A 21,519-nucleotide genomic window follows, 5' to 3' on the forward strand; every position below is an offset into this window, starting at 1 on the left:
ACCCTCCAATTTCCAGAAAACTATCTCTATTGCTCCAAATTCGCTATATTTTTACCCACTAATTTTTCCGAAGAGCCCAAAATCAAAACGCTGACTGCGCTCGCGTATCTGCGGCAACGAGGACACGCTGCCTTCGAGCAGCAAGTCACTGCCTTCAAGGCCAGGCGCAAGTCTGTGGTCAAGTAACTGGCCGGCGAACAGGATCGCCCACAGAAAACCTGCGCCGGCGATGAATGGCAGATGCCAGTAAGGTGGGGCGAAATAGGCCAGACCAAGGCAAAATGGCAATAAGGCAAGCCAGCCTGTTGGTGGCAGGCTGGTTAATTGTTGCGCGGCAAGGATGCCGAGCAGAAATGCGATCGTCCCTAAACGCATTGCTATCCTGAGCCAGTGAGGGCAAAATTAAGTAATTCACTTCCTTGTAATGTAAGCTTAACACCCACAGCCCTGATGCCAAAGAAGTTCATTAAGCGTTATATGCCGGATCATAAGGTGGTTCGTGAACATAGACATTTGCGCATCTTTGGCCGCCTGCTGCACGATCCCAACCTTTTTCACCTGAATCGTCGTTCTGTTGCCGGTGGCTTTGCCGTGGGTTTGTTTTTTGCGTGGGTGCCGGTGCCGTTTCAAATGGTGCTCGCGGCAGCACTGGCCATTCCGTTACGGGTTAACTTGCCGATCTCCATGGCGCTGGTCTGGATTTCCAACCCGCTCACCATGCCGCCAATGTTCTACTTCGCCTATGTGCTTGGCACCTGGATCATCGGTGTCCGCGAGAAGACATTCCACTTTGAGCTGACATTTGAATGGCTGGGGAGTGGCCTGCACGTAATCTGGCAGCCCTTCCTGCTGGGCTGTTTCGTCATGGGGGTGGCCAGTTCCTTATTCGGTTACGTGGCTATACGCATGCTCTGGCGGCTGAGCATTGTCAGGCGATTGAAAAGGAAGACCCTGCTGCGACGTTCCAAACCACCGCTACCCTGAGGCTATTCCTGTAACTGGCCGTCGCAGAGCGTCAGCACCCGGTCCATTCTTGCTGCCAGGGACTCATCATGCGTGACCGTCACAAAGCTCGTACCGATTTCCCGGTTCAGCTCCAGCATCAGTTCATGCACCTGTTCGGCATTGCGGGTATCGAGGTTACCGGTCGGTTCATCGGCGAGCACGCAGGCCGGGCGCGTCACCAGGGCACGCGCGACCGCGGCACGCTGACGTTCACCCCCTGACATTTCACCGGGTTTGTGTTGCAGGCGATGTTCGATGCCGACACGCGTCAGCATGACCTGCGCCTGCTGCATGGCCCTGGCGGTCGCCTCCCCCCTGATCAGCAATGGCATGGCGACATTTTCAATGGCCGTGAACTCCGGCAACAGGTGATGAAACTGGTAGACAAACCCCAGACACTGGTTACGTAACCTGCCACGCTGGGCGGCGTTAAGTCTGGCCATATCCTGGCCATTGATGATGACCTCACCGGCGCTCGGCATATCGAGTCCGCCGAGCAAGTGCAGCAGGGTACTCTTGCCGGCACCGGAACGACCGACAATCGCAACGCGCTCGCCATGACCGATATGCAGACTGGCGTCACGCAACACCTCAACATGCAACCGGCCTTCAGTGAAGCTCTTGGTCAGTCCACTGCACTCGATGATGTAATCACTCATAACGCAGTGCCTCCGCAGGCTGCACGCGGGCGGCCCGCCAGGCCGGGTAAATCGTTGCCAGCAAGGTAATCACGAAGGCCGCTGCTGAAATCAGGCTGACATCGCCCCACTGCAGTTCAGAAGGCAGGTCGCTGATAAGATACACATCCGGTGACAGGAACTTGGTGCCAAGCAGGGATTCGATCGCCGGCACAATGGTATCGATATTCTGCGCCACGCTCACCCCGCCAACGATACCGAGCAAGGCACCGAACATACCAATGACGGTGCCCTGGATAATGAAGATCCGCATGATGCGTGCCGGCGAGGCGCCCAGGGTACGCAGGATGGCGATATCACTTTGCTTTTCAGTGACTGTCATCACCATCATGGAGACAATATTAAACGCGGCGATGAGCAGGATGCAGGTCAGGATGATTGACATCATGCGTTTTTCAATCTGTACGGCACGGAAGAAATTGGCATGTACCCTGGTCCAGTCACTGACCCGGTATGCGCCCGGCAGACTGGCTACCAGTTCCTCGCCCACAAAGGGCGCGGCAAAGATATCATCGAGCTTGATGCGCACGCCGGTAACATTATCGCCGAGACGCAGCAGACGCGCGGCATCCTGCATATGGATCACGGCCAGGCCACTGTCATACTGGTTGTGGCCGGTCTCGAAGATGCCGGCCACGGTGAAGCGTTTCAGGCGCGGCAGGATCCCCGCCGGGGTCACCGCTGCCTGTGGCGTCACCATGGTGACCTTGTCACCGGCATAAACGCCGAGGGTACGCGCCAGGTATTTACCGATATACATATTAAAGGAACCCGGCGTCAGTTCGGCGAAGTCGCCGACGATCAGGCCCTTGTGCAGGTCAGAGACCTGTGGTTCCAGCGCCGGGTCGATGCCGCGCACAAAAGCAGCACTGACATACTGGCCATTGGTAAGCATACCCTCGGTACGCACAAAGGGCGCCGTGCCGATGACCTTCGGGTGGTTAGCCGCCGTCGACATGACCGCCCGCCAGTCATCCAGACCGCTACCTTCAGTCGCATTAATGGTGATATGTGAGGCCGCCCCCAGGATGCGTTCCCGCACCTCGGTCTGGAAACCGTTCATTACTGACAGGACCGTGATCATGACCAGCACGCCGAGCGCGATCCCCAGGATCGAAAACAGGGCAATAAAGGAAATAAAATGATTGCGTCGGCGTGCCCGCGTATAGCGCAGGCCAATACAGGCTTCTAGAGGTCTAAACATGGCTCGACATTAAACCACAAGCGACCGGGTCTGTCCCCCATTTAGGTACATAGTTTAGGCATAATGTGGCACAGGTCGCAGACAGACAGCGGCCGGGCCGCTTTGATAGGCAAGTGCACCTGCGGGGTTGCTTTTACCTCGTCGGGGGCGGTGCTATAGTGGCCAGGAGCATATAGCCGGGTCATGTCATCAAGTACAAGTAAGAGACAAGGAGACAGAAATGTTTAACTACAAAAAAAACCTGAGCGTGCCGGTCATGCTATCCGCCCTGTTCGGCTTGCCGGCGCTGGCCACGGCCGATACCCTGAGTATTATTAATCAACCGGACAATACTGTCGAAGGCGTACAGCGCCCGGAGCGCGGGATGACGCAACAACAGGTGGAAAGCTTTTTCGGTAGCCCGCTGGAAAAAATGTCACCTGTCGGCGAGCCGCCTATCACGCGCTGGGTCTATGATAAATATACCGTGTATTTTGAATACGACCGGGTTATCCACTCTGCCGTTCATCACCCGTCCCAAAACCGGTAACCGCATAACGCCATGATTCTGATACTGCATCCCAATACCGACAAGCAGGGCGATGATTATCAGCAGTTGCTGCAACATCTTGAAGCCCTGCCCGATATCCAGGTGCGCGTACACGATGAACAGGGTATCGAGCAAACCCTGACCGAGCTCTACCTGGTGGGCAATACCAAGGCCCTGTCAGTTGCTGACATGAACAGCCTCCCCTGCGTGGAGCGGGTGGTCCGCATCTCGGAAGAATATCGCATTCTTGGTCGCCATGCCGATGAGAAGCGTTCTACCTCCTTTGAATATAACGGCGTGAAATTCGGTCAGGATAACCTGAATGTATTTGCTGGCTTGTGTGCCGTGGATACGCCTGAACATGTGGAGTTGATGCTGCGGGCACTGCAGGAAAACGGCCAGGTGTGCACGCGTATGGGCGCCTACAAACCCCGCACCAACCCCTATTCCTTTCAGGGTCATGGCAAAGCGTGCCTGCCGTGGGTGTTTGAACTCGCCGGCGAATATGGCATTCGCGTCGTCGCCATGGAGGTTACCCATGAAAGCCATGTCGACGAGATTAACGATGCCCTGGAAAAAACCGGCCATCCGACCGGCGTCATGTTGCAGATCGGCACACGTAACACCCAGAATTTCGAACTCCTGAAGATCGTTGGCCGGCAGAAGGTCCATCCCGTGCTGTTAAAACGCGGCTTTGGCATTACCCTCGAGGAGTCGCTGAACGCGGCTGAGTACCTGGCTAGCGAAGGCAACCACAAGGTGATCTTCGGCCTGCGTGGCATGAAGACCAACATGGGAGATCCGCACCGCAACTTTATCGACTTTGCCCATGTGCCGGTGGTAAAACGCCTGACCCGAATGCCTGTCTGTATCGACCCGTCACACTCGGTCGGCTCCCGGGATCGTGCCCCTGATGGCCTGCTTGATGTCATGCACGCGACCGCGCAGGGCGTGGTTGCCGGGGCCAACATGATCCTCGCCGACTTCCATCCCGCCCCGGAAAAGGCCCTGGTCGATGGTCCGCAGGCCCTGCTGATGAGTGAGCTGAAGCTATTCCTTGATGATATAGCGATTGCCCGCGAGGCCTATGAGAAACGTTGCTCACGCGTGGCACAAGAAAACTGATACGGCTGGCAATCATACTCTCCTGCAACAAGCAGCAATCAGTATCCTCCTGCATCTCAGTCGTGACCAGAACACCGGTTTATTGGCAAGTAGTGGTACAATACCTCTTTTGTCAGTCCCCCATTATTGTCGAGGACGCGTACCCGGGTCTGTTTGGCCATGCTTTAACAGACTGAACGCCAGGCTTATTATTAGCGCAACTAATCCGGAATGATTTTCAATTTAATCATAGTTTTATAGTACTTTCCTAGAATTGTTATAAGCATGAAAACCTTCGAATACACGAGTTTGCTCAAGCTCAGCCCGCCCCGTAACGCGCCTGAAAAGCAACATTGGGGCAGACTCTATGGCAGTAGCGCCGGGCTGGCCCTGGCGCTGGCGGCACAACGTCATGCCGGGCCTGTTATCGCCATCGCCATGGATACCCCTGCCGCCACCCGTCTGGAGCAGGCCGTCAAGGTCTTTCTCGACGAGGCCCAGGCTATTCCGGTCATGCATTTCCCGGATTGGGAAACCCTGCCGTATGATGTGTTTTCCCCCCACCAGGACATCATCTCGCAACGGCTGGAGACCCTGAATCGCCTGCCAAATCTTGACCGCGGCATCGTTATCCTGCCGGTTGCCACGCTCATGCACCGTTTGCCGCCGCGCGGTTATGTCGAGCAACATAGCCTCATCTTCGATGTCGGTGACAAGATCGACATCGCGGCCCTGCGCAGTCGTCTTGAACAGTCTGGTTACCTGTGTGTCCCACAAGTCCTCGATCATGGCGACTTTGCCGTGCGTGGCAGCCTCATCGACCTGTTCCCGATGGGCAGCAAGGCCCCCTACCGTATCGATCTGTTTGATGATGAAATCGAGTCTATCCGTCACTTCGACACCGAGACACAACGCTCACTCGACAAGGTAGAAGCTATTCACCTGCTGCCGGCACGCGAGTACCCTCTCGATGAAGAAGGCATCAAACGCTTCCGCCAGGGCTTCCGGCAGCGGTTCGATATCAACCCGAACAGCGTTCCCCTCTACCGCGACATCAGCCAGGGGATTGCCGCAGCAGGTATCGAGTATTACCTGCCATTGTTCTTTGATGAAATGGCCAGCCTGTTCGACTACCTGCCGGAACAAAGCCTGCTCTGTTGTGTTGATGACGTTTCTGCCGCCGCCACACAATTCCGTGACGAAGCCGAGGGCCGTTACGAATCGGCATGCTATGACGTGGAGCGGCCTATCATCGATCCCGAGCAGCTGTTTCTGTCAGCTGAAACACTACTCGAGGATATTGCTCATTTCCCGTCGGCAGGACTGCATCACCTCGAGATCGAACCTGCCGGGCAGCAAATCAATTTCGCGACCTCTGCCAGTGTTTCCCTGACCCTGAATGCCCGTGCCAGTGACCCGGCCGCCGCGCTGCGCAGCTTTATCGAAAAGTTTCATGGCCGCATCCTGTTTGCCGCCGAATCCGCCGGGCGCCGGGAAATGATCCTCGAAACCCTCGGTCATTACGCTATACGCCCCCGGCAGGTCGACAACTGGCAAGCCTTCCTCGATAGCGATGTTCCGCTGGCGATCACGGTCGCCCCGCTTGAACAGGGCCTGCTGCTGGAGTCACCGCAGATCGCCGTGATCTGTGAATCACAGCTGTTCGGCGAACAGGTTCGTCAAACTCGTCGCCGGCGCAAGGCCAAACAGGACAGCGACGCGGTCATCAGGAACCTCACCGAGCTGAACGAAGGTTCGCCGGTCGTGCATGAAGAACACGGTGTGGGTCGTTACCTTGGCCTGCAGACCCTTGACATGGGCGGCATCGAGCAAGAGTTTTTGACCCTCGAGTATGCCGGCCAGGACAAGCTCTATGTGCCGGTATCATCCCTGCACCTGATCAGCCGCTACATGGGCAGTGCGCCGGACCAGGCACCGCTGCATAAACTCGGCACCGAGGTCTGGTCAAAGGCCAAACGTCGCGCCAGTGAACGCGCCCGTGACGTCGCCGCCGAACTGCTCGACATCTATGCGCGCCGCGCCGCGCGCAAGGGCCATACCTACCCGGCGCCGGACGAACAATACACCGCCTTTGCCGCCAGCTTCCCCTTCGAGGAGACCGTTGACCAGGAAAATGCCATTCTTGATGTCATTCATGACATGACCCGCGAACAGCCCATGGACCGACTCGTGTGTGGTGACGTCGGCTTTGGCAAGACCGAAGTGGCGATGCGTGCCGCCTTCCTGGCCACCCAGGGCAACAAACAGGTCGCGGTGCTGGTGCCGACAACGCTATTGGCCCAGCAGCACTATGAAAATTTCCGCGATCGCTTTGCCGACTGGCCCGTCCGCATCGAGGTACTATCGCGTTTCCGTTCCGGTAAACAGTTAGATCAATCCGTAGCCGCGCTCGCCGACGGCCAGGTTGATATCATTATCGGTACGCACAAGCTGTTGCAGAGCGATATCAAGTTCAAAAACCTCGGCCTGGTGATCATCGATGAAGAGCATCGATTCGGTGTCCGCCAGAAAGACAAGTTCAAGGCCCTGCGTGCCGAGGTCGATGTCCTGACGCTGACCGCAACACCGATACCCAGAACGCTGAACATGGCCCTGTCACAAATCCGCGACCTGTCCGTGATCGCCACGCCGCCGACCAATCGCCTCTCGATCAAGACCTTTATTCGCGAATGGGATGACGGCCTGTTGCGGGAGGCCTGCCTGCGCGAGATAAAACGTGGCGGCCAGATATATTTTCTGCACAACGAGGTCAAGAGCATCGACAAGCTCCAGCAACGACTGGCCGAACTTGTACCCGAGGCCTCGGTCCGCGTCGCGCACGGGCAGATGCGCGAACGCGAACTGGAACAGGTCATGCTCGATTTCTATCATCAGCGCTTTAACGTTCTGCTTTGCACCACCATCATCGAAACCGGTATCGACATCCCGAGTGCCAACACGATCATCATTAACCGTGCTGACAAATTCGGCCTGGCCCAGCTTTACCAGTTACGCGGCCGCGTTGGCCGTTCGCATCACCGCGCCTATGCCTATTTAATCCGTCCCGAGCGGCGTGCGATGACCGCCGATGCGATGAAACGCCTCGAGGCACTCGAGTCCATGGAAGAACTCGGTACCGGCTTCATGCTGGCCACGCATGACCTTGAAATCCGTGGTGCCGGCGAACTTCTTGGTGATGAACAAAGTGGCCAGATCCATGAGATCGGTTTTTCCATGTATACCGAGTTGCTGGAACGCGCTGTCGAGGCGCTGCGCTCCGGCAAGCAACCCGAGCTCGACAGGCCGCTGCATGCCGGCACCGAAATCAGCCTGCGCCTGGCGGCGCTGATCCCGGATGAATACCTGCCTGATGTGCATTTGCGTCTGATTATGTATAAACGCATCGCCAACGCCAGCGACAAGGAAGAATTACGCGAGCTACAGGTCGAAATGATTGATCGTTTCGGTTTGCTGCCACAACCCGTGAAAAACCTGTTCCGTGTCACCGAGTTGAAACTGCTGGCCACCCCGCTGGGGATCAAGAAGATTGATGCCGGCCCGAACGGTGCACGTATCATCTTTGAGGATGAACCGAATATCGACCCGATGAAGCTGATTACGTTGATCCAGACCCGGAGCAAGATCTACCGCTTTGATGGCAAACAGACCCTGCGCATGAATCGTGAAAACGGCGATGAAGAGCGTGCCGATATGATCGAGGCGCTTATGGATACCCTCGCCGAGAAGGATGCGGCATAATAGGCCCATGATTACAAAACATCTCAAAACCCTGTTTTTTGCGGCTCTGCTCTGTCTTGCCGGACCTGCTACGGCACAGGAGGCCGGCAGCGAGCAGTCCCGCTGGTACCAGGTGGAATTGATTTTCTTCGAGACACTCGAACCCGCCGCAGCCGGTGAACACTGGCCGCTTCTTACGAGCGAAGCAACGACCGGCGGCCCGGCCATCGAGCTGGCCGCACCATTGCAGCCCGTTGTAGTCCGCGACAATCCCGGCATCAACCCGCGCGCCTTCCAGCTCCTGAACCCGGAAAATTTTGCACTGACCGACATCAGTCGGCAACTACTGGCGAGCAGGCAATATCGCATTCTCAATCATATCGCCTGGCGTCAACCTACTGTTGACAAGTCGCAGGCGCGTGCCGTGCATGTACACGACAAACTTATGCGGGAAAAAGACCGCGTGCCTTCCCCGCTACGGAATGAACCGCTGCTACTGAATAACCTGCCCGATCCACTTGAGCAGGCGGATGGTTCGGTTGAGAAAAAACGTTTTGACGGTACGGTAACCGTCAGCGTCTCGCGTTACCTGCACCTGAAAGCCGACATCACCTATTACAATCCGGACGTTTACCTTGGTGAGCAGATCGCCCGGCAGAATATTGATACGCCAAATATCGAGCACTTCAAACTGGTAGAATCACGTCGTATGCGCAGCAAGGAAGTCCACTATCTCGACCACCCCTACTTCGGCATTATTGCCTTGATCACTCCCTACGAACGTGGAGCAGAGTAACCCCGACTATGGCTGATTTACTCATACTGTTGGCATGGCTTCTTCGAGTAGCCGACCCACCTTGCCCATACCTTTAACCAGGTTCTGCTCGATCTCTTCGAGGGTGATTTTTCCATCGCCGCGGCCCGCGGCCATGTTAGCCACAACGGCACAGGCCGCATAACAAAGCTCGAGTTCGCGGGCCAGTGCGGCTTCAGGCATGCCAGTCATGCCAACGATGTCACAACCATCACGTTCGAGACGATCAATCTCTGCCGCCGTTTCCAGGCGCGGGCCTTGTGTGGCGGCGTAGGTTGCCTTGCCTGCGGCATCGAGGTTGACCCTGGCTGCTGCCTGGATCAATTGCTGACGCAGTTCATCACAATACGGCCAGGTAAAATCGATATGGGTAACGCCGTCACTGCCATCCTCAAAAAACGTATTATAACGAGACCAGGTATAATCAATGATCTGATCCGGAAAGACCAGGCGACCTGGTATCAGGTCTGCCCGGATACCGCCGACTGCGGCGATGGCGATCACCTTCTCAACACCAATACTCTTTAGGGCCCACAGATTAGCGCGATAATTAACCTGATGCGGCGGAATCGTATGCCCGTAGCCGTGGCGGGCCAGAAACACCACTTCGCGATTACACAATATGCCGTGCGTCAGTGGTCCGGAAGGTTCACCATAGGGGGTCTGCACCATCTCCCGGCGGACTATTTCCAGGCTGGCCAGTGACGTCAGACCAGTGCCGCCGATGATTGCGATTTCAGACATAATGCTTAGCTCTCTTTAACGGCGTAAATGCCACTGGCGTTGCGTAAATAGCCCTTGTAGTCCATACCGTAACCGAATATATAACGGTCCTCAACATATAGCCCGGAGAAGTCTACCTTGATATCACAGCGCTTGGCGCATTTCTTTTCCACCAGTACCGCGGTATACACTTCCGCCGCACCGGCCTGTCGGCAGTCCTCGATCAGTGCCTTCAGGGTCAGCCCCTCATCAAAGATATCATCAATAAGCAGCACCTCGCGCCCGGCAACAACCTCGGTCGGCCGTGCAATCCACTGCAGCTCGGCACCCCTGGTTTTGCCGCGGTAGCGCGTGGCGTGAATGTAATCTGTCGTCAACGGGAAATGCAGACGGGTCAGCAGCTTGCCCGTCGTCACCACGCCACCGATCATGGTGCACAGCAAGAGGGGATTTTTATCTGCGAGACGCGCTGTGATCCCCGCCGCCATGCGATCCAGTGCGGCTTCTACCTCGGCTTCGGTATACAACATTTCGGCTTGTGCAAGCACGGCCTGCACATCCACTACTGCTTCCGGCAACACTGATCGTCCTCAGTCTTTTTCAGGGGTCTTGAGCGAGACGACGACGCTGTCTTCGGGTTCATCAATGAACCTGGGACGGTGCTTACCGGCATCACCGGTCAATTCCTGTTCCCTTGCCGTGATCAGGCCCAGGCACTGGCGGATATCTTCTATGGTTCCGTCCGCCAAGGGGTGTTTTTGCCCCGGCTGCGAAGTCGTGTCCTTGATGACATTCAACAAGGTCGTTTTCATGGCGCGCATCACGCGCAGTTCAATATTCTCTTTTTCGTCAGTCATAATGTCTCCAGTCTGAAATGTGGTGAGAGATAGCTCAGGCAGATGACTGCATATTTACCTGCTCGGGAATATGCAACGTCGATGTCGGGAAGGCCATTTCTGCTTCATGAGCGGCTACGATCTCGTTAATCTTTAACAACACGTCCTGTTTGATTTCATGGTATTCAGTCCATACCGTGGTATGGGTAAAGGTATAGACAAAAAAATTGATTGATGAACTCGCGCAGGCGTCGAAGTTTACCATCAAAGTCTGTGATTCATCGATATCCGGATGCTGCAGCAACATCTCCTTGACTGCGACAGTGATGGTTTTCATCTTGTCGATATCGGCATAGCGAATACCAAAGGTCTCGTAAATACGACGGTGTGACATGCGCGAGGGATTCTCCAGCGCGATGGTCATAAAGGTTGAGTTCGGCACGTATAAAGGCCGTTTGTCGAAGGTTTTGATGCGGGTCAGGCGCCAGCCGATCTCTTCTACGGTGCCCTCTATTTCCTTATCCGGCGAACGGATCCAGTCACCCACGGAAAATGGGCGGTCGAGAAAGATCATGAGCCCGCCGAAGAAATTCGCCAGCAGGTCCTTGGCGGCAAAGCCGACGGCGATACCACCTATGCCGCCGAAGGCCAGTACCCCGGAGATGCTGAAGCCCAGGGTCTGCAGGATCACGAGGGTCGCCGTAATGTAGACCGAGATGCGCAGCAGGCGACTGATCGCATCTGTTGTCGTGCGATCGACGATTCGCCCGGTATGCTTGCCGGCCGCATGGATATTCTCTTCCGCCGACTTTATGAAGCGGATCAGAAACCAGCTAATAGCGACGATAACCCCGACATCACGCAAGGGATCGAGCAGATCGAAAATCTCGGCATCGGAGGCGCGTTGTGTGATCTTGCCGGCAACCCATAGACCCGCAATCCAGAACAGCAAACGCAGCGGCTTGCGCAAGGCCATGATAAACGCGTCATCCCAGGGGGTTTTGGTACGCTCAAAACGCTTTTGCATGCGTTGCAAAAGTCGCATCATGACGAAATTGAGCAGAAGTATCGTGAAAATGACGATAAATACCTGGTATACCCAGGCATTTTCTCCCCCTATTTGGGGGATGTATTGTAGAAGACGTTCCGGATCCATGCCCTAACCTCTGGCTGACAAGGTTTAATCAGGCAAATTGTACCATAAGCGTTACATATCCAGCTCGAGGGACTCTTTTAAAGTATAACTTTCCACGGCGCGGGCTGCCGCATGCCATTTAGCCTCGCGGCGTAGCACCTCACCGGCCAGCCCCTTTCTGCCCTGTAACGCCAGTAGCCTCGCATTCGAGGCCGGCTTGACGTCGACTTTCAGTTCATCAAGGACCTGGATGGCCGCCGGCCGGTCATTGCAGATCAGCACCATGTCGCAGCCGGCCTCCAATGAGGCGCGCGCCCGATCCACGACGTTACCGATCAACGCAGCCCCTTTCATTGACAGGTCGTCACTGAAGATCGCGCCCTTGAATTCCAGTTCTCCGCGCAACACATCCTGTAACCAGAAAGGCGAGAATCCGGCGGCCCGTTCATCACAGGCTGGATAAACAATGTGTGCAATCATCACTGCCGGCAGGCCATAGTGGATCATGCGTTCAAACGGCAGCATGTCATCCGCACGGATATCGGCATAACGACGTTTGTCGATACTGATCACCTCATGTGAATCCGCCTCTATCGCCCCGTGTCCCGGAAAATGCTTGCCGACGGCGGCCATACCGGCTTCGTGCATGCCCTGCATGTAGGCATGGGCGAGTTCAGCGACGATTTGCGGATCGCGATGGAAGGCGCGATCACCGATAATCCCGCTGACGCCATAGTCCAGATCCAGTACCGGTGCAAAAGCCAGGTCAGCACCGACACTGCGTAGCTCGGCCGCATTCAGCCAGCCGGTTTCTCTGGCCAGTTCACAGGCATGTCGGGGTGCCCTGTCATAACAGGCACCAAGGTCCGCGACCGGCGGCAAACGACTGAAGCCATCGCGGAAGCGCTGCACTCGCCCACCCTCCTGGTCTACGGCCACCAACAGCGGCGTTTCCCGCAAGGCATGGATTTCTGTAATCAGTTCAGTGACCTGTTCGCACGAGACATAGTTGCGCGCAAACAGGATCACGCCACCGACCAGCGGGTGTTGTAACAGCTCCCGATCCTGTGCCTCCAGCACGGGGCCGGCAATATCTATCATAAGGGGGCCAAGCGACATGTATTCATCTCCATACTTTTTTGCATGAAAACATATATTGGAGGTATTTAACAGGTTCTATACAGGGGGAAACTGACCGCTGCCGCAGGATGCGGCAGCAGCACAGGGGGTATTCTCAGGCGTCGCCATCCTTCTTGGCGGCACTCTCCATGCATTCGGACATAAAGTTTTGCATCTCTTCACCCTGCAAACCATTGTCTTCTACCATTTGTGTGCAAGCCGCCAACTGCTCGGCATTCTTGCTTTCCGCTTGTTCCTCTGCGGCAACCTGTCCTGTCAAGGCCAGCATAGCCGCCAATAAAGCCACTTGTATTTTCATTCTTTAACTCCTCTGCAGACCCCTCTTGGGGCCGGTAAATAGTGACGGCCAGTTGCCGCGCAAATGAACTTAGGGGATCAGGCATACAATGTATAACGAAAAATTTTACTCGTAACCATTATCGTTACCCATATTTCCTGATATGAAAAACTGTCCTTATAGATAGAAAATTTCGATTGTTTTCATTGTTTTTTCGACTTGCGCTTCCGGCCGTATAGACGACAATGCCGGTAGTTTAAATCAGCAATTGAAATGGAGTGCAAGCCATGGCCAAGGTCGATGACTTCGAGGCGGATGACCTGGTAACCGACAGTGACATTGATGACGATATCAATGCAGCGCAGCTAACCGGTAATAGTAGCCTGGAAATACGCAGAAAAATCGAAGACATGCTCGAGGAAAAACGTCTACGCAAAGAGCTCGAGGATTTTTATGACCTCTAGTCGGGTGCGGCAAAAGCGGCTAACAGCTGCATGACCAGTGCCTGTTTTCCCGCGTCCTCGGGGAAACAGGCAAAGGCCGGCCTCTCAATCACCGGTGCATCCGGCACCTGGTACAGGTGCCCTTTCTGAATGTGTTTCTGCACCATCGGTTCGGCCAGGTAGGCCGTGCCACCGCAGGCAAGGATAAATTCGAGCGCCAGACGGCCCAGACCGGTGCGCAATACCGGCGTCGACATTTCGGTAAAGTGTCGCGCATGGCTGCCAGCAAAAGTAGTACCCCAGTCGACCATTACATAATCTTGCCTGACTGCCGAGTTTGCCTCCAGGCCGGCCCGGTTCGATACCATCACCAGCGGAATGGACATGATCTCTATACTGGTTATGCCGCTTATTTGTACCGGCTCGAAGGTGAAAGCGATATCGAGGGTGCCCTCCATCAGGCGCCGGTTCGCGGCTTCGTTGCTGATTGTCTCGGTAGTCAGGGCCAGGGCCGGAAACCCGGCATAAATCTTATGCAGCCAGCGCTGCAGGACAATGTCCCAGAGACTCGGCATACCGGCGATAATAAAGGGGATCTTGTCTTCGTCCTCAATCGCTATCTGCTGGCGCGCCTGGTTCCAGATGGTGAGCATGCTTTCAGCATGACCAATCAGGCGTTGGCCGGCCAGCGTTAGCTGGATATCGTTCCGGGCCCGGGTAAACAGGGCCGCCCCTACAGCTTCTTCGAGTAGCTTGATACGGGAACTGACCGTTGACTGGGTGACAAACAGATTCTCCGATGCCTTGCCGAAATGGCGGGTTCGGTTCACTTCCAGGAAGGTCTTTAATAAGTCAGTATCAATGTTCAAGTTTGCCTGCGCCTGTAGCGGTTGTTCATAAAGGCTGACTATTTACGCCTATCCGGAAATCCTGGCAAGTAAAATTTATCCCTGTTGCAGGAACCGGCAAGGACTAGATAATGGGACTATCCAGATCCGTGCTGTCGATGTGCTCGGTCTGAAAACCATCCTGAAAATCACCGATGTTTTCGGCGACTCTCTCGGCCTTCCTGAAACGCGCGATATGGAACAGGGCATCCCCCTCATTCACCAGCGGCAGGCTGTTCCTGCCAATGACGATGCCTTCAAAGCTGGCATGCACTTCCCATTCATTTTCACCAAACGGATCTGAAATTACTCCCAGAACGGTTTCTTCCGTGACATGTGCGCCCAGCGGAATCACTGCCCGGAACATGCCGCTGACCTGTGCCCTGGCCCAGCTACTGGAGCGCGCAATGACAGACTTGATGGGCGTCTTCTTGGACTTGCTCGGTGGCAACATGGCTAATTCGCGCATCACATTACGGATACCCTTGACCCCTGCACGGATCGAAAACTCGTCAAACCGCAAGGCCTCACCACCTTCGTATAGCAGAATCGGCGTGCCTGAATCGGCGCTGGTCTCGCGCAGGGAGCCATCGCGCAGGTTGGCGTTAAGAATAACCGGCACACCAAAGGCACTGGCCAGGCGGGCGGTTTCCTTATCATCAAGATTGGCCCGAATCTGGGGAAGATTGCTGCGATGAATGGCGGCTGTGTGCAGGTCGATACCATAATTGCACTGGCTGACGATTTGTTCCATGAAAATATGTGCCATGCGTGCGGCCAGCGAACCACTGTTACTGCCGGGGAAACTGCGGTTCAGATCACGGCGATCCGGCAGGTAGCGGGAATGGTGTAACAAGCCATGCACATTCACCACCGGGATGGCAATCAGGATCCCCCTCATGCGCTTCAGGGAAGAGGATTTCAACAACCGGCGAATTATTTCAACACCGTTCAACTCGTCACCATGAATAGCCGCACTGATGAACAGCCTGGGGCCGGGCTTCTTGCCACAGATGACATGTATCGGCATCGCCAATGGCGTATGCGTATACAGGGTTCCCAGTGGCAAATTCATGGTTTGCCGCTGCCCCGGCAGCACGGTTATATCGTTAATGGTAATCCTGTGGTCGCTCATTTATCCCTTGCCGCGCGTCTTGGTCTTGAATGGTTTGCCCTGTTTCTCAATGAACTTGATAATCATCCCCGCAATATCCTTACCCGTGGCCTCTTCGATGCCGCGTAAGCCGGGTGAGGAATTCACTTCCATCACGACGGGGCCATGATTGGAGCGTAATATATCCACACCGGCAACATTCAATCCCATTATCCTGGCCGAACGAACTGCTGCCGAACGTTCCTCCGGGGTTAACTTGATCACTTCGGCAGTGCCGCCACGATGCAGGTTGGAACGAAATTCGCCTTCCTGGGCCTGCCGCTTCATGGCTGCCACGACCTTGTCACCTATAACCAGACAACGGATATCGGCACCACCTGCCTCCTTGATGTATTCCTGCACCATGATGTTGGCCTTCAGTCCCATAAAGGCCTCGATGACACTCTCCGCGGCCTTCTTGGTCTCGGCCAGTACCACACCGATACCCTGCGTGCCCTCAAGCAGCTTTATCACCAGTGGTGCACCACCAACCTGCTTAATCAGGTCCTGGATATTATCCGGTGAATGACAGAAGCCCGTCACCGGCAGGCCGATGCCCTTGCGTGACAACAGCTGCAGGGAACGCAATTTGTCACGGGAACGCGATATCGCCACCGACTCGTTTAGCGGATAGACCCCCATCATTTCAAACTGGCGCAATACCGCCGTACCGTAAAAGGTAATCGATGCGCCGATCCTCGGTATCACCGCATCAACGGGATCCAGCTTTTCCCCTTTGTACTGAACCGAAGGCTTGTTCGAGGTAATATCCATATAACAATGCAGGGTATCAATGACCCTGGCCTCGTGTCCGAGGTTCTCTGCCGCCTCGACCAGTCGAGAGGTCGAATAGAGCTTCTTGTTTCTGGATAGAATTGCAATTTTCATATTTTAAAGCCTTGCCAGATATTTCATGGATGTGTCACGAATTTACGGGGAACAGGGTCAGGTGTTATTTACTTTTTGCCCTCAAGATACGAGGCCGCCGGGTCAACAAGGTAACAATTTATCATCGCGGTACGACCAAGCAACATCCTGAAGCCCATTGTATCACGATTGGTCAGGGTTATTTCCGCCGGCCAGCTTCGCTCACCGAGACAGATCGTGCTTTCTATGACGTAACGGAGTTCATTATGTCCACCTGAATCCGTTACCGCGCGCTCATCTTTTACCCTTGCCGTACAGACCTGTTCGATAGCCATGCTCTTCTGCTTCGGGTGTATTCCGAATTTGACCATCAATACACCTTCCTCATGGTAGGTCTCAACAAAGTAGGCATGCAAGGTAGAGGTCCTGGCCCCGGTATCGACTTTGGCCTTAACCCTGGCCACACCCAGGTCGGGCAACGATACCCACTCACGCCAACCGATTATTTTTTTTGCTGTCGTCATGTCGCACTCACCCGCCGAAATCAAAAAAGCGGTTATTTTTCTCTCATTTGGATTCTAGGCCTTTACATCCAGACGGTCACGCAATTGATCGCCGAGCAGATTGACGGCCAGAACGATACTCATCAGGGCCAGACCCGGGATCACCACCAGGTGCGGGGCAACCAGAAGATAACGGGCACCATCACAAAGCATGCTCCCCCAGGAAGATGCCGGTGGCTGCACACCCAGGCCAAGAAATGACAAACCCGCTTCCGCAACAATTAATCCGGAAACGGCAAAGGTGGCTTCGACGATGAGAGGTGCCGCGATCAGCGGTAAAACATGCTGCCATAGACAACGCCACTGGCTGCTGCCCAGCGCACGCGCCGCCTGGAGATGCTCCCGTTCACGCACGACCAGCACCTGCGCCCGTGCCAGCCGGGCAAAGCCCACCCAGCCAACCACGCTTAGCGCGATGACAACATTCAGAATGCCCGGGCCGAGCAGGCCGGCCAGGGCAAGCGCCAGCAAGATGCCAGGGAAGGCCAGAAAAATATCCGTGATCCGCATCAGCAGCTGGTCAGCATACCCACCCCACCATGCGCTGAGTACCCCCACCACCGTGCCAACAACCAGACTTATTAACATCACTGCAAAGGCGACGGCCAATGACGTTCTTGCCCCGAGTAACAAGCGATCCAGAACCGGGCGGCCAAGGTCATCGTAACCGAGACCATTGGCCAGCGTCGGCGACTGCAGAATGTGCTCGAGCGCGATATGCTCAGGGCTAAGCGGCAGCCATAATGAGGCCACCGCCAGCACGACCCATATAAGCAACAGGCTGCCCGGCAGATATGCCAGGTACTGTTTCAAGTGCTCACCCGGATACGCGGATCGATGAAGCGGTATGTCATATCCGTAAGCAGATTAATCAGCACGTAAACCAGGCTGATGAATAAGACACAACCCTGCAGTAAGGGATAGTCACGGCGCTGAATGGCCTCTATGGTGAGCCGCCCTATGCCCGGCCAGTCAAAAACCGTTTCCGTTATCACCGCCCCCGCCAGCAGGCCGCCGAGTTGCAGGCCAAGCAGCGTGATCAGCGGCAGCATGGCGTTGTTCAGGGCATGGCGGAACAACACACGGAGCGGATGCAAACCGCGGGCACGCGCACTGCGGACAAAGTCCTCCCCCAGCACCTCCAGCAGGCTGCTGCGTAACATCCGTGACAGGATCGCCGCCATCGCCGTGCCCAGTGTCAGCGCCGGCAGGACAATCGACAATCCCTGTTCACGTCCACTGACCGGCAACCAGCCGAGCCAGATAGAAAAAAGCAAGATAAGCAGTGGCCCGAAAACGAAGTTTGGAATAGCGATCCCCAGCAGCGAAAAGCCGCTGCTCAGCCAATCCCAGCCGCTGCCACGCTGCGTGGCGGCAATGAGCCCCAGCGGCAAAGCCAGCATAACGGCAATCAAGAGTGACAGCAGCGCCAGCTCGGCGCTGGCAGGCAAGCGTTCGATAAGCAGCTCACTAACCGGCCGATGCATATATAAGGAATGCCCGAGATCGGCATGCAACAGGCCCCGCATATACTCCCACCATTGTACGGCCATCGGTTTGTCCAGGCCCAGGGCGAGACGCAGGCTTTCCCGATCGGCTGCCTGCGCCTGCTCCCCAAGGATGACCTCGACCGGGTCGCCCGGCACCAGGTGGATGAGCAGAAACACCAACAGGCTCACGCCGAACAGGACAAACAGGGTTCCCAGCAGGCGGTTGAGAATGATACGCGCCATTAGTCTTCGCTGATGAAAACGGGGGTGCCAGGGTCAACCAGGTCGAACAGCGCGATCACGTCGGCATTACGCATCCTGATGCAACCGTGTGAACCGGGGCTCCCCACCGACTCTTCATCCGGGCAACCATGAATATAGATATAGCGGCGCATGGTGTCGACCTTGCCGAGACGGTTGCGACCAGGCTCGGTACCGCTCAGCCAGAGGATGCGGCTCAGGATCCAGTCCCGCTGCGGGTGTTCGGCCCGCAAGGCAGGTGAATAGATTTCACCGCTTGGCCGACGCGCGATGAACACCGTATTGGCCACACAACCCGCGCCAATTTTGGCCCGGATAATGTGGCCCCCACGCGGTGTGCATTCACTGCCAAACTGTTCACCCGGGCCATTCGTGGCTGTGGCAACCTGGCTGGTGAAGACACAATCTTCGCCCTGCCAGAGTTGCAGGCGCTGCCTGGCGATACTGATCTTGATAAGCTTGTCCTGGGAATCGTTCACTGTGTTACTCGCTCGACCATGTTTAAGCCATCATAATTGCCATCTGCGCCCAGTCGGTATCCTGCCACATCTTCACGCGAGGCGAATACCTGATCCTCATACCATAACGGCACATAGGGCAAGTCATCAAGCAACTGCACTTGCAGCGCCTGCCATAGGCTGGTCATGGTCGCTACATCTGTCTCGCCAATCGCTGCCTCGATCAGGCCATCCGCGCGCTGGCTCCGGTAACGACCACGGTTGGCGCCGGCCGGCGGAATGGAGCGGCTATGGAAAATATATTCAAAAATATCCGGTGCCCGCACGCCGACCCAGCTCAGGCTGTACATCTGGAAATTACCGGTCTTGATGTCGGCGAAGAATGTCCCCCAGTCGTAACTGCGAATCTCGACGTCGATGCCGACCTCGGCCAGCTGCTGACGAATAACCGTCGCGATACGCAGACGCAGCGGGTCTGTCGAGGTCTTGTAAATAACCTTGACGGGTTTGTCAGGCGTGTAACCCAGCCCTGCAAGTAAACGCCGTGCCGCGGCCGGATCAAACCCCTGCTCCCGGCCCGCGGCCAGGCCGGCCCAGTGCTCCGGTGTCAGAATCGAGGCCGCCTGGCGCGCTCGCGCAGCGAACAGATGCCGAATAAGCGCCCCGCGATCAATAGCCAGTGCAATGGCCCGCCGCAGTTCAACCCGCCCGGTCACGGCATCGTCAAGATTAAAACCCAGGTAGGTAAAATTGGTGCCGTGCCTTGTCAGCAGACGCAGGTTTTCCTGCCCGGCGAGGTACTTGACCAATTCGGGCGAGAGGTCATTTTGCAACATGTCGATCTCGCCACGTAACAGCTTCAATACCCTCACGGTCGGGTCCGCAATATGCAGAAAACGAAACAATTGGCCGTCACGCCGGCGTTGCAACCAGACGTCATGCAGTGGCCCGGCCTGATGAAGGCGAAACGCCCCGCTGCCAAGCAGTCCGCCCCGTTTATCCTCGGCCACAATGCCAATGGCAAGGCGCGCCGGAAACAGGCTGTCCGGCCGGGCCAGGTGGAAATCCAGGCGGTCCTTATCGAGCACCTCAATACGCGTAATGTGGGCCAGGTTACCCCGGTGCGGCGAGGCGTTGGCAGGATCGAGGATGAAATCATACGTCGCTTTCACATGTCGGGCCTGGAGCCGGCGCCCGTCTGTCAGGCGTCGTTTGCCATCGGCCATGCTGAAGCGATAATGCTGAGGTGTTAACTGCCGCCATGTGGCCAGGCCGGGGACAGGCCGACGGGCCTCGTCAAATTCGACCAGGCCACGGTAGAGTAAATGATTAATCCGTTCCGAGGTCGCGTCCGTTGCCAGGCGCGGATCAAGGCTTAATGGCGCAGCGGTCACGGCAAAGCGAAAGGCCTGCTGCTCTTCGCCTGAAAGCGACCCGCGGTCACAGGCCAGCATACTGGCACAGCAACACACGACCAGGAGTCGTTGCCAGAGATTACCAGTCACAATAGGGATGCGTAACAAGGCTGACATTGTAATAACGCGGATCATGCGAGACATCGTCGCCCAGCCATGCCGGTTTCTCAAAAACGGCATCTTCACTGGGTAATTCGATTTCAGCCACCACCAGCCCGGCATTCTCGCCGGCAAAGACATCCACTTCCCAGTCAGTGCCGGCATGCCTGACGCGGAAACGGGTTTTCTCCACGAGTGGTTTTTCGCACAGGCTGTCGAGCATCTCCTCGGCCTCGGCCAGCGGCACCGGGTATTCAAATTCCAGCCGGCGGATACCGAGTTCGGCACTCTTTATATTAAGGTTGGCCGACTCGCCCTCAACACGCACCCGGATGGAGGCGCGCCGTGGCCCGGCGAAGTAACCCTGGCGCATACGCGTGCCGTTATCCGCTTCGGCTCGCCAGTCATCATTGCGGAGCAAAAATTTGCGTTCAATCTCTATAGCCATGGGGTTTCCCTGCCTGTTTACTGACATGCCGCGGGCATCTTACCTGTCACTTAATGAATATTAGCCGGAATCAGGCTATTTATTATCACTATGACTTTCAATGCAAACGGCTTTTCGGGGATTCTGGCACAGAAACCACCTGTTTGTCAGACACGCCGGCAGTGCCTGATGTAGCCGCCACACAAAATCCCGTTATACTGCGCAGACTGACGAAAAAACGACCTATAAAAAC

Annotated in this window: 24 protein-coding genes; 6 read left to right on the forward strand and 18 right to left on the reverse strand. The window is 55.9% G+C overall.

All coding sequences use genetic code 11. The features are described from left to right. Positions 1-51: 51 nt before the first annotated feature. Complete coding sequence (locus RQ738_RS03840) at positions 52-375, reverse strand: DUF4131 domain-containing protein (RefSeq protein WP_314162135.1); 324 nt, start codon at positions 373-375, stop codon at positions 52-54. A gap of 102 nt (positions 376-477) precedes the next feature. Between RQ738_RS03840 and RQ738_RS03845 the strand changes: the two genes are divergently transcribed. Then, positions 478-984 carry a DUF2062 domain-containing protein gene (locus tag RQ738_RS03845; protein WP_314162137.1) on the forward strand — a complete coding sequence of 169 codons (507 nt, stop codon included), beginning with the start codon at positions 478-480 and terminating at the stop codon, positions 982-984. 2 nt (positions 985-986) lie between these two features. Here the strand turns inward: RQ738_RS03845 and lolD are convergent, their stop codons facing one another. After that, positions 987-1,664, reverse strand: a complete 678-nt coding sequence (lolD, locus tag RQ738_RS03850) for a lipoprotein-releasing ABC transporter ATP-binding protein LolD (protein ID WP_314162138.1) — start codon at positions 1,662-1,664, stop codon at positions 987-989. Next, positions 1,657-2,907: a lipoprotein-releasing ABC transporter permease subunit gene (locus RQ738_RS03855; protein WP_314162139.1), complete on the reverse strand. Its 1,251-nt coding sequence runs from the start codon at positions 2,905-2,907 to the stop codon at positions 1,657-1,659. The genes lolD and RQ738_RS03855 overlap by 8 nt, the downstream gene beginning before the upstream one ends. 220 nt (positions 2,908-3,127) lie before the next feature. On the opposite strand from RQ738_RS03855, the gene RQ738_RS03860 reads away from it, so the two are divergent. The 4 genes from RQ738_RS03860 (at position 3,128) to RQ738_RS03875 (ending at position 9,074) form a co-directional block, all read left to right on the forward strand. Beyond that, on the forward strand, positions 3,128-3,436 hold the full coding sequence (locus RQ738_RS03860) for a hypothetical protein (protein WP_314162141.1): 309 nt from the start codon (positions 3,128-3,130) through the stop codon (positions 3,434-3,436). A 12-nt stretch (positions 3,437-3,448) separates the two neighbouring features. Further along, a complete protein-coding gene (locus RQ738_RS03865) occupies positions 3,449-4,561 on the forward strand; it encodes a 3-deoxy-7-phosphoheptulonate synthase (RefSeq protein WP_314162142.1) in 1,113 nt (370 codons plus the stop codon). 264 nt (positions 4,562-4,825) lie between these two features. After that, a complete protein-coding gene (mfd, locus tag RQ738_RS03870) occupies positions 4,826-8,299 on the forward strand; it encodes a transcription-repair coupling factor (RefSeq protein ID WP_314162143.1) in 3,474 nt (1,157 codons plus the stop codon). A gap of 7 nt (positions 8,300-8,306) precedes the next feature. Continuing rightward, entirely contained in the window at positions 8,307-9,074 is a 768-nt protein-coding gene (locus RQ738_RS03875; RefSeq protein WP_314162144.1) for a CsiV family protein, read from the forward strand. Positions 9,075-9,095: 21 nt separating this feature from the next. Here the strand turns inward: RQ738_RS03875 and RQ738_RS03880 are convergent, their stop codons facing one another. The 6 genes from RQ738_RS03880 to RQ738_RS03905 all read right to left on the reverse strand — a co-directional run bounded on the left by RQ738_RS03880 (position 9,096) and on the right by RQ738_RS03905 (position 13,224). Further along, the gene (locus RQ738_RS03880) at positions 9,096-9,836 is read right to left on the reverse strand and encodes an S-methyl-5'-thioinosine phosphorylase (RefSeq protein ID WP_314162145.1); all 741 of its coding nucleotides are present in this window, start codon (positions 9,834-9,836) and stop codon (positions 9,096-9,098) included. Positions 9,837-9,841: 5 nt separating this feature from the next. Further along, positions 9,842-10,393, reverse strand: a complete 552-nt coding sequence (locus tag RQ738_RS03885; RefSeq protein ID WP_314162223.1) for a hypoxanthine-guanine phosphoribosyltransferase — start codon at positions 10,391-10,393, stop codon at positions 9,842-9,844. A gap of 12 nt (positions 10,394-10,405) precedes the next feature. Then, positions 10,406-10,672, reverse strand: a complete 267-nt coding sequence (locus tag RQ738_RS03890; protein ID WP_314162149.1) for a segregation and condensation protein A — start codon at positions 10,670-10,672, stop codon at positions 10,406-10,408. Between the two features lie 34 nt (positions 10,673-10,706). Next, positions 10,707-11,807, reverse strand: coding sequence for a mechanosensitive ion channel family protein (locus tag RQ738_RS03895; RefSeq protein WP_314162150.1), 1,101 nt, complete (start codon positions 11,805-11,807; stop codon positions 10,707-10,709). A gap of 51 nt (positions 11,808-11,858) precedes the next feature. Then, positions 11,859-12,905 carry a beta-N-acetylhexosaminidase gene (gene nagZ, locus RQ738_RS03900; RefSeq protein WP_314162152.1) on the reverse strand — a complete coding sequence of 349 codons (1,047 nt, stop codon included), beginning with the start codon at positions 12,903-12,905 and terminating at the stop codon, positions 11,859-11,861. A gap of 115 nt (positions 12,906-13,020) precedes the next feature. Further along, entirely contained in the window at positions 13,021-13,224 is a 204-nt protein-coding gene (locus tag RQ738_RS03905) for a hypothetical protein (RefSeq protein WP_314162153.1), read from the reverse strand. A gap of 266 nt (positions 13,225-13,490) precedes the next feature. Here RQ738_RS03905 and RQ738_RS03910 point away from each other — a divergent pair, with 266 nt between their 5' ends. Further along, positions 13,491-13,667 (forward strand): PA3496 family putative envelope integrity protein, encoded by a 177-nt coding sequence (locus tag RQ738_RS03910; protein ID WP_314162156.1) that lies wholly within the window; start codon positions 13,491-13,493, stop codon positions 13,665-13,667. On the opposite strand, the gene RQ738_RS03915 is transcribed toward RQ738_RS03910, so the two are convergent. From RQ738_RS03915 to RQ738_RS03955, 9 genes are all read right to left on the reverse strand, one after another. Then, on the reverse strand, positions 13,664-14,515 hold the full coding sequence (locus tag RQ738_RS03915) for a LysR family transcriptional regulator (RefSeq protein WP_314162157.1): 852 nt from the start codon (positions 14,513-14,515) through the stop codon (positions 13,664-13,666). The genes RQ738_RS03910 and RQ738_RS03915 overlap by 4 nt on opposite strands. A gap of 103 nt (positions 14,516-14,618) precedes the next feature. After that, positions 14,619-15,668: a succinylglutamate desuccinylase/aspartoacylase family protein gene (locus RQ738_RS03920; protein ID WP_314162158.1), complete on the reverse strand. Its 1,050-nt coding sequence runs from the start codon at positions 15,666-15,668 to the stop codon at positions 14,619-14,621. Beyond that, a complete protein-coding gene (rimK, locus tag RQ738_RS03925) occupies positions 15,669-16,574 on the reverse strand; it encodes a 30S ribosomal protein S6--L-glutamate ligase (protein ID WP_314162160.1) in 906 nt (301 codons plus the stop codon). A gap of 68 nt (positions 16,575-16,642) precedes the next feature. Beyond that, positions 16,643-17,077: an ATP-dependent zinc protease gene (locus RQ738_RS03930; RefSeq protein ID WP_314162161.1), complete on the reverse strand. Its 435-nt coding sequence runs from the start codon at positions 17,075-17,077 to the stop codon at positions 16,643-16,645. A 54-nt stretch (positions 17,078-17,131) separates the two neighbouring features. Continuing rightward, entirely contained in the window at positions 17,132-17,929 is a 798-nt protein-coding gene (locus RQ738_RS03935; protein WP_314162163.1) for an ABC transporter permease, read from the reverse strand. After that, positions 17,926-18,849 carry a nickel ABC transporter permease gene (nikB, locus tag RQ738_RS03940; RefSeq protein ID WP_314162165.1) on the reverse strand — a complete coding sequence of 308 codons (924 nt, stop codon included), beginning with the start codon at positions 18,847-18,849 and terminating at the stop codon, positions 17,926-17,928. Before nikB ends, RQ738_RS03935 begins: the two co-directional genes overlap by 4 nt. Further along, positions 18,849-19,346 (reverse strand): L,D-transpeptidase, encoded by a 498-nt coding sequence (locus RQ738_RS03945; protein WP_314162166.1) that lies wholly within the window; start codon positions 19,344-19,346, stop codon positions 18,849-18,851. The genes nikB and RQ738_RS03945 overlap by 1 nt, the downstream gene beginning before the upstream one ends. Beyond that, positions 19,343-20,875 (reverse strand): ABC transporter substrate-binding protein, encoded by a 1,533-nt coding sequence (locus RQ738_RS03950; protein WP_314162167.1) that lies wholly within the window; start codon positions 20,873-20,875, stop codon positions 19,343-19,345. The genes RQ738_RS03945 and RQ738_RS03950 overlap by 4 nt, the downstream gene beginning before the upstream one ends. Next, positions 20,820-21,287 (reverse strand): CYTH domain-containing protein, encoded by a 468-nt coding sequence (locus tag RQ738_RS03955; RefSeq protein WP_314162168.1) that lies wholly within the window; start codon positions 21,285-21,287, stop codon positions 20,820-20,822. Before RQ738_RS03955 ends, RQ738_RS03950 begins: the two co-directional genes overlap by 56 nt. Positions 21,288-21,519 lie beyond the last annotated feature (232 nt).

The sequence above is a fragment of the Sulfuriflexus sp. genome, assembly GCF_032250955.1.
Classification (GTDB): Bacteria; Pseudomonadota; Gammaproteobacteria; order AKS1; family AKS1; genus Sulfuriflexus.

Bases quoted from the DNA above. Each gene is read 5' to 3' on its own strand.
- RQ738_RS03845 (WP_314162137.1), top strand. From the start codon at position 478: ATGCCGGATCATAAGGTGGTTCGTGAACATAGACATTTGCGCATCTTT.
- mfd (WP_314162143.1), top strand. From the start codon at position 4,826: ATGAAAACCTTCGAATACACGAGTTTGCTCAAGCTCAGCCCGCCCCGT.
- RQ738_RS03865 (WP_314162142.1), top strand. From the start codon at position 3,449: ATGATTCTGATACTGCATCCCAATACCGACAAGCAGGGCGATGATTAT.
- RQ738_RS03890 (WP_314162149.1), bottom strand. From the start codon at position 10,672: ATGACTGACGAAAAAGAGAATATTGAACTGCGCGTGATGCGCGCCATG.
- RQ738_RS03955 (WP_314162168.1), bottom strand. From the start codon at position 21,287: ATGGCTATAGAGATTGAACGCAAATTTTTGCTCCGCAATGATGACTGG.
- RQ738_RS03920 (WP_314162158.1), bottom strand. From the start codon at position 15,668: ATGAGCGACCACAGGATTACCATTAACGATATAACCGTGCTGCCGGGG.
- RQ738_RS03930 (WP_314162161.1), bottom strand. From the start codon at position 17,077: ATGACGACAGCAAAAAAAATAATCGGTTGGCGTGAGTGGGTATCGTTG.
- RQ738_RS03895 (WP_314162150.1), bottom strand. From the start codon at position 11,807: ATGGATCCGGAACGTCTTCTACAATACATCCCCCAAATAGGGGGAGAA.
- RQ738_RS03840 (WP_314162135.1), bottom strand. From the start codon at position 375: ATGCGTTTAGGGACGATCGCATTTCTGCTCGGCATCCTTGCCGCGCAA.
- RQ738_RS03950 (WP_314162167.1), bottom strand. From the start codon at position 20,875: ATGATCCGCGTTATTACAATGTCAGCCTTGTTACGCATCCCTATTGTG.
- RQ738_RS03880 (WP_314162145.1), bottom strand. From the start codon at position 9,836: ATGTCTGAAATCGCAATCATCGGCGGCACTGGTCTGACGTCACTGGCC.
- RQ738_RS03875 (WP_314162144.1), top strand. From the start codon at position 8,307: ATGATTACAAAACATCTCAAAACCCTGTTTTTTGCGGCTCTGCTCTGT.
- lolD (WP_314162138.1), bottom strand. From the start codon at position 1,664: ATGAGTGATTACATCATCGAGTGCAGTGGACTGACCAAGAGCTTCACT.
- nagZ (WP_314162152.1), bottom strand. From the start codon at position 12,905: ATGTCGCTTGGCCCCCTTATGATAGATATTGCCGGCCCCGTGCTGGAG.
- RQ738_RS03905 (WP_314162153.1), bottom strand. From the start codon at position 13,224: ATGAAAATACAAGTGGCTTTATTGGCGGCTATGCTGGCCTTGACAGGA.
- nikB (WP_314162165.1), bottom strand. From the start codon at position 18,849: ATGGCGCGTATCATTCTCAACCGCCTGCTGGGAACCCTGTTTGTCCTG.
- RQ738_RS03860 (WP_314162141.1), top strand. From the start codon at position 3,128: ATGTTTAACTACAAAAAAAACCTGAGCGTGCCGGTCATGCTATCCGCC.
- rimK (WP_314162160.1), bottom strand. From the start codon at position 16,574: ATGAAAATTGCAATTCTATCCAGAAACAAGAAGCTCTATTCGACCTCT.
- RQ738_RS03910 (WP_314162156.1), top strand. From the start codon at position 13,491: ATGGCCAAGGTCGATGACTTCGAGGCGGATGACCTGGTAACCGACAGT.
- RQ738_RS03855 (WP_314162139.1), bottom strand. From the start codon at position 2,907: ATGTTTAGACCTCTAGAAGCCTGTATTGGCCTGCGCTATACGCGGGCA.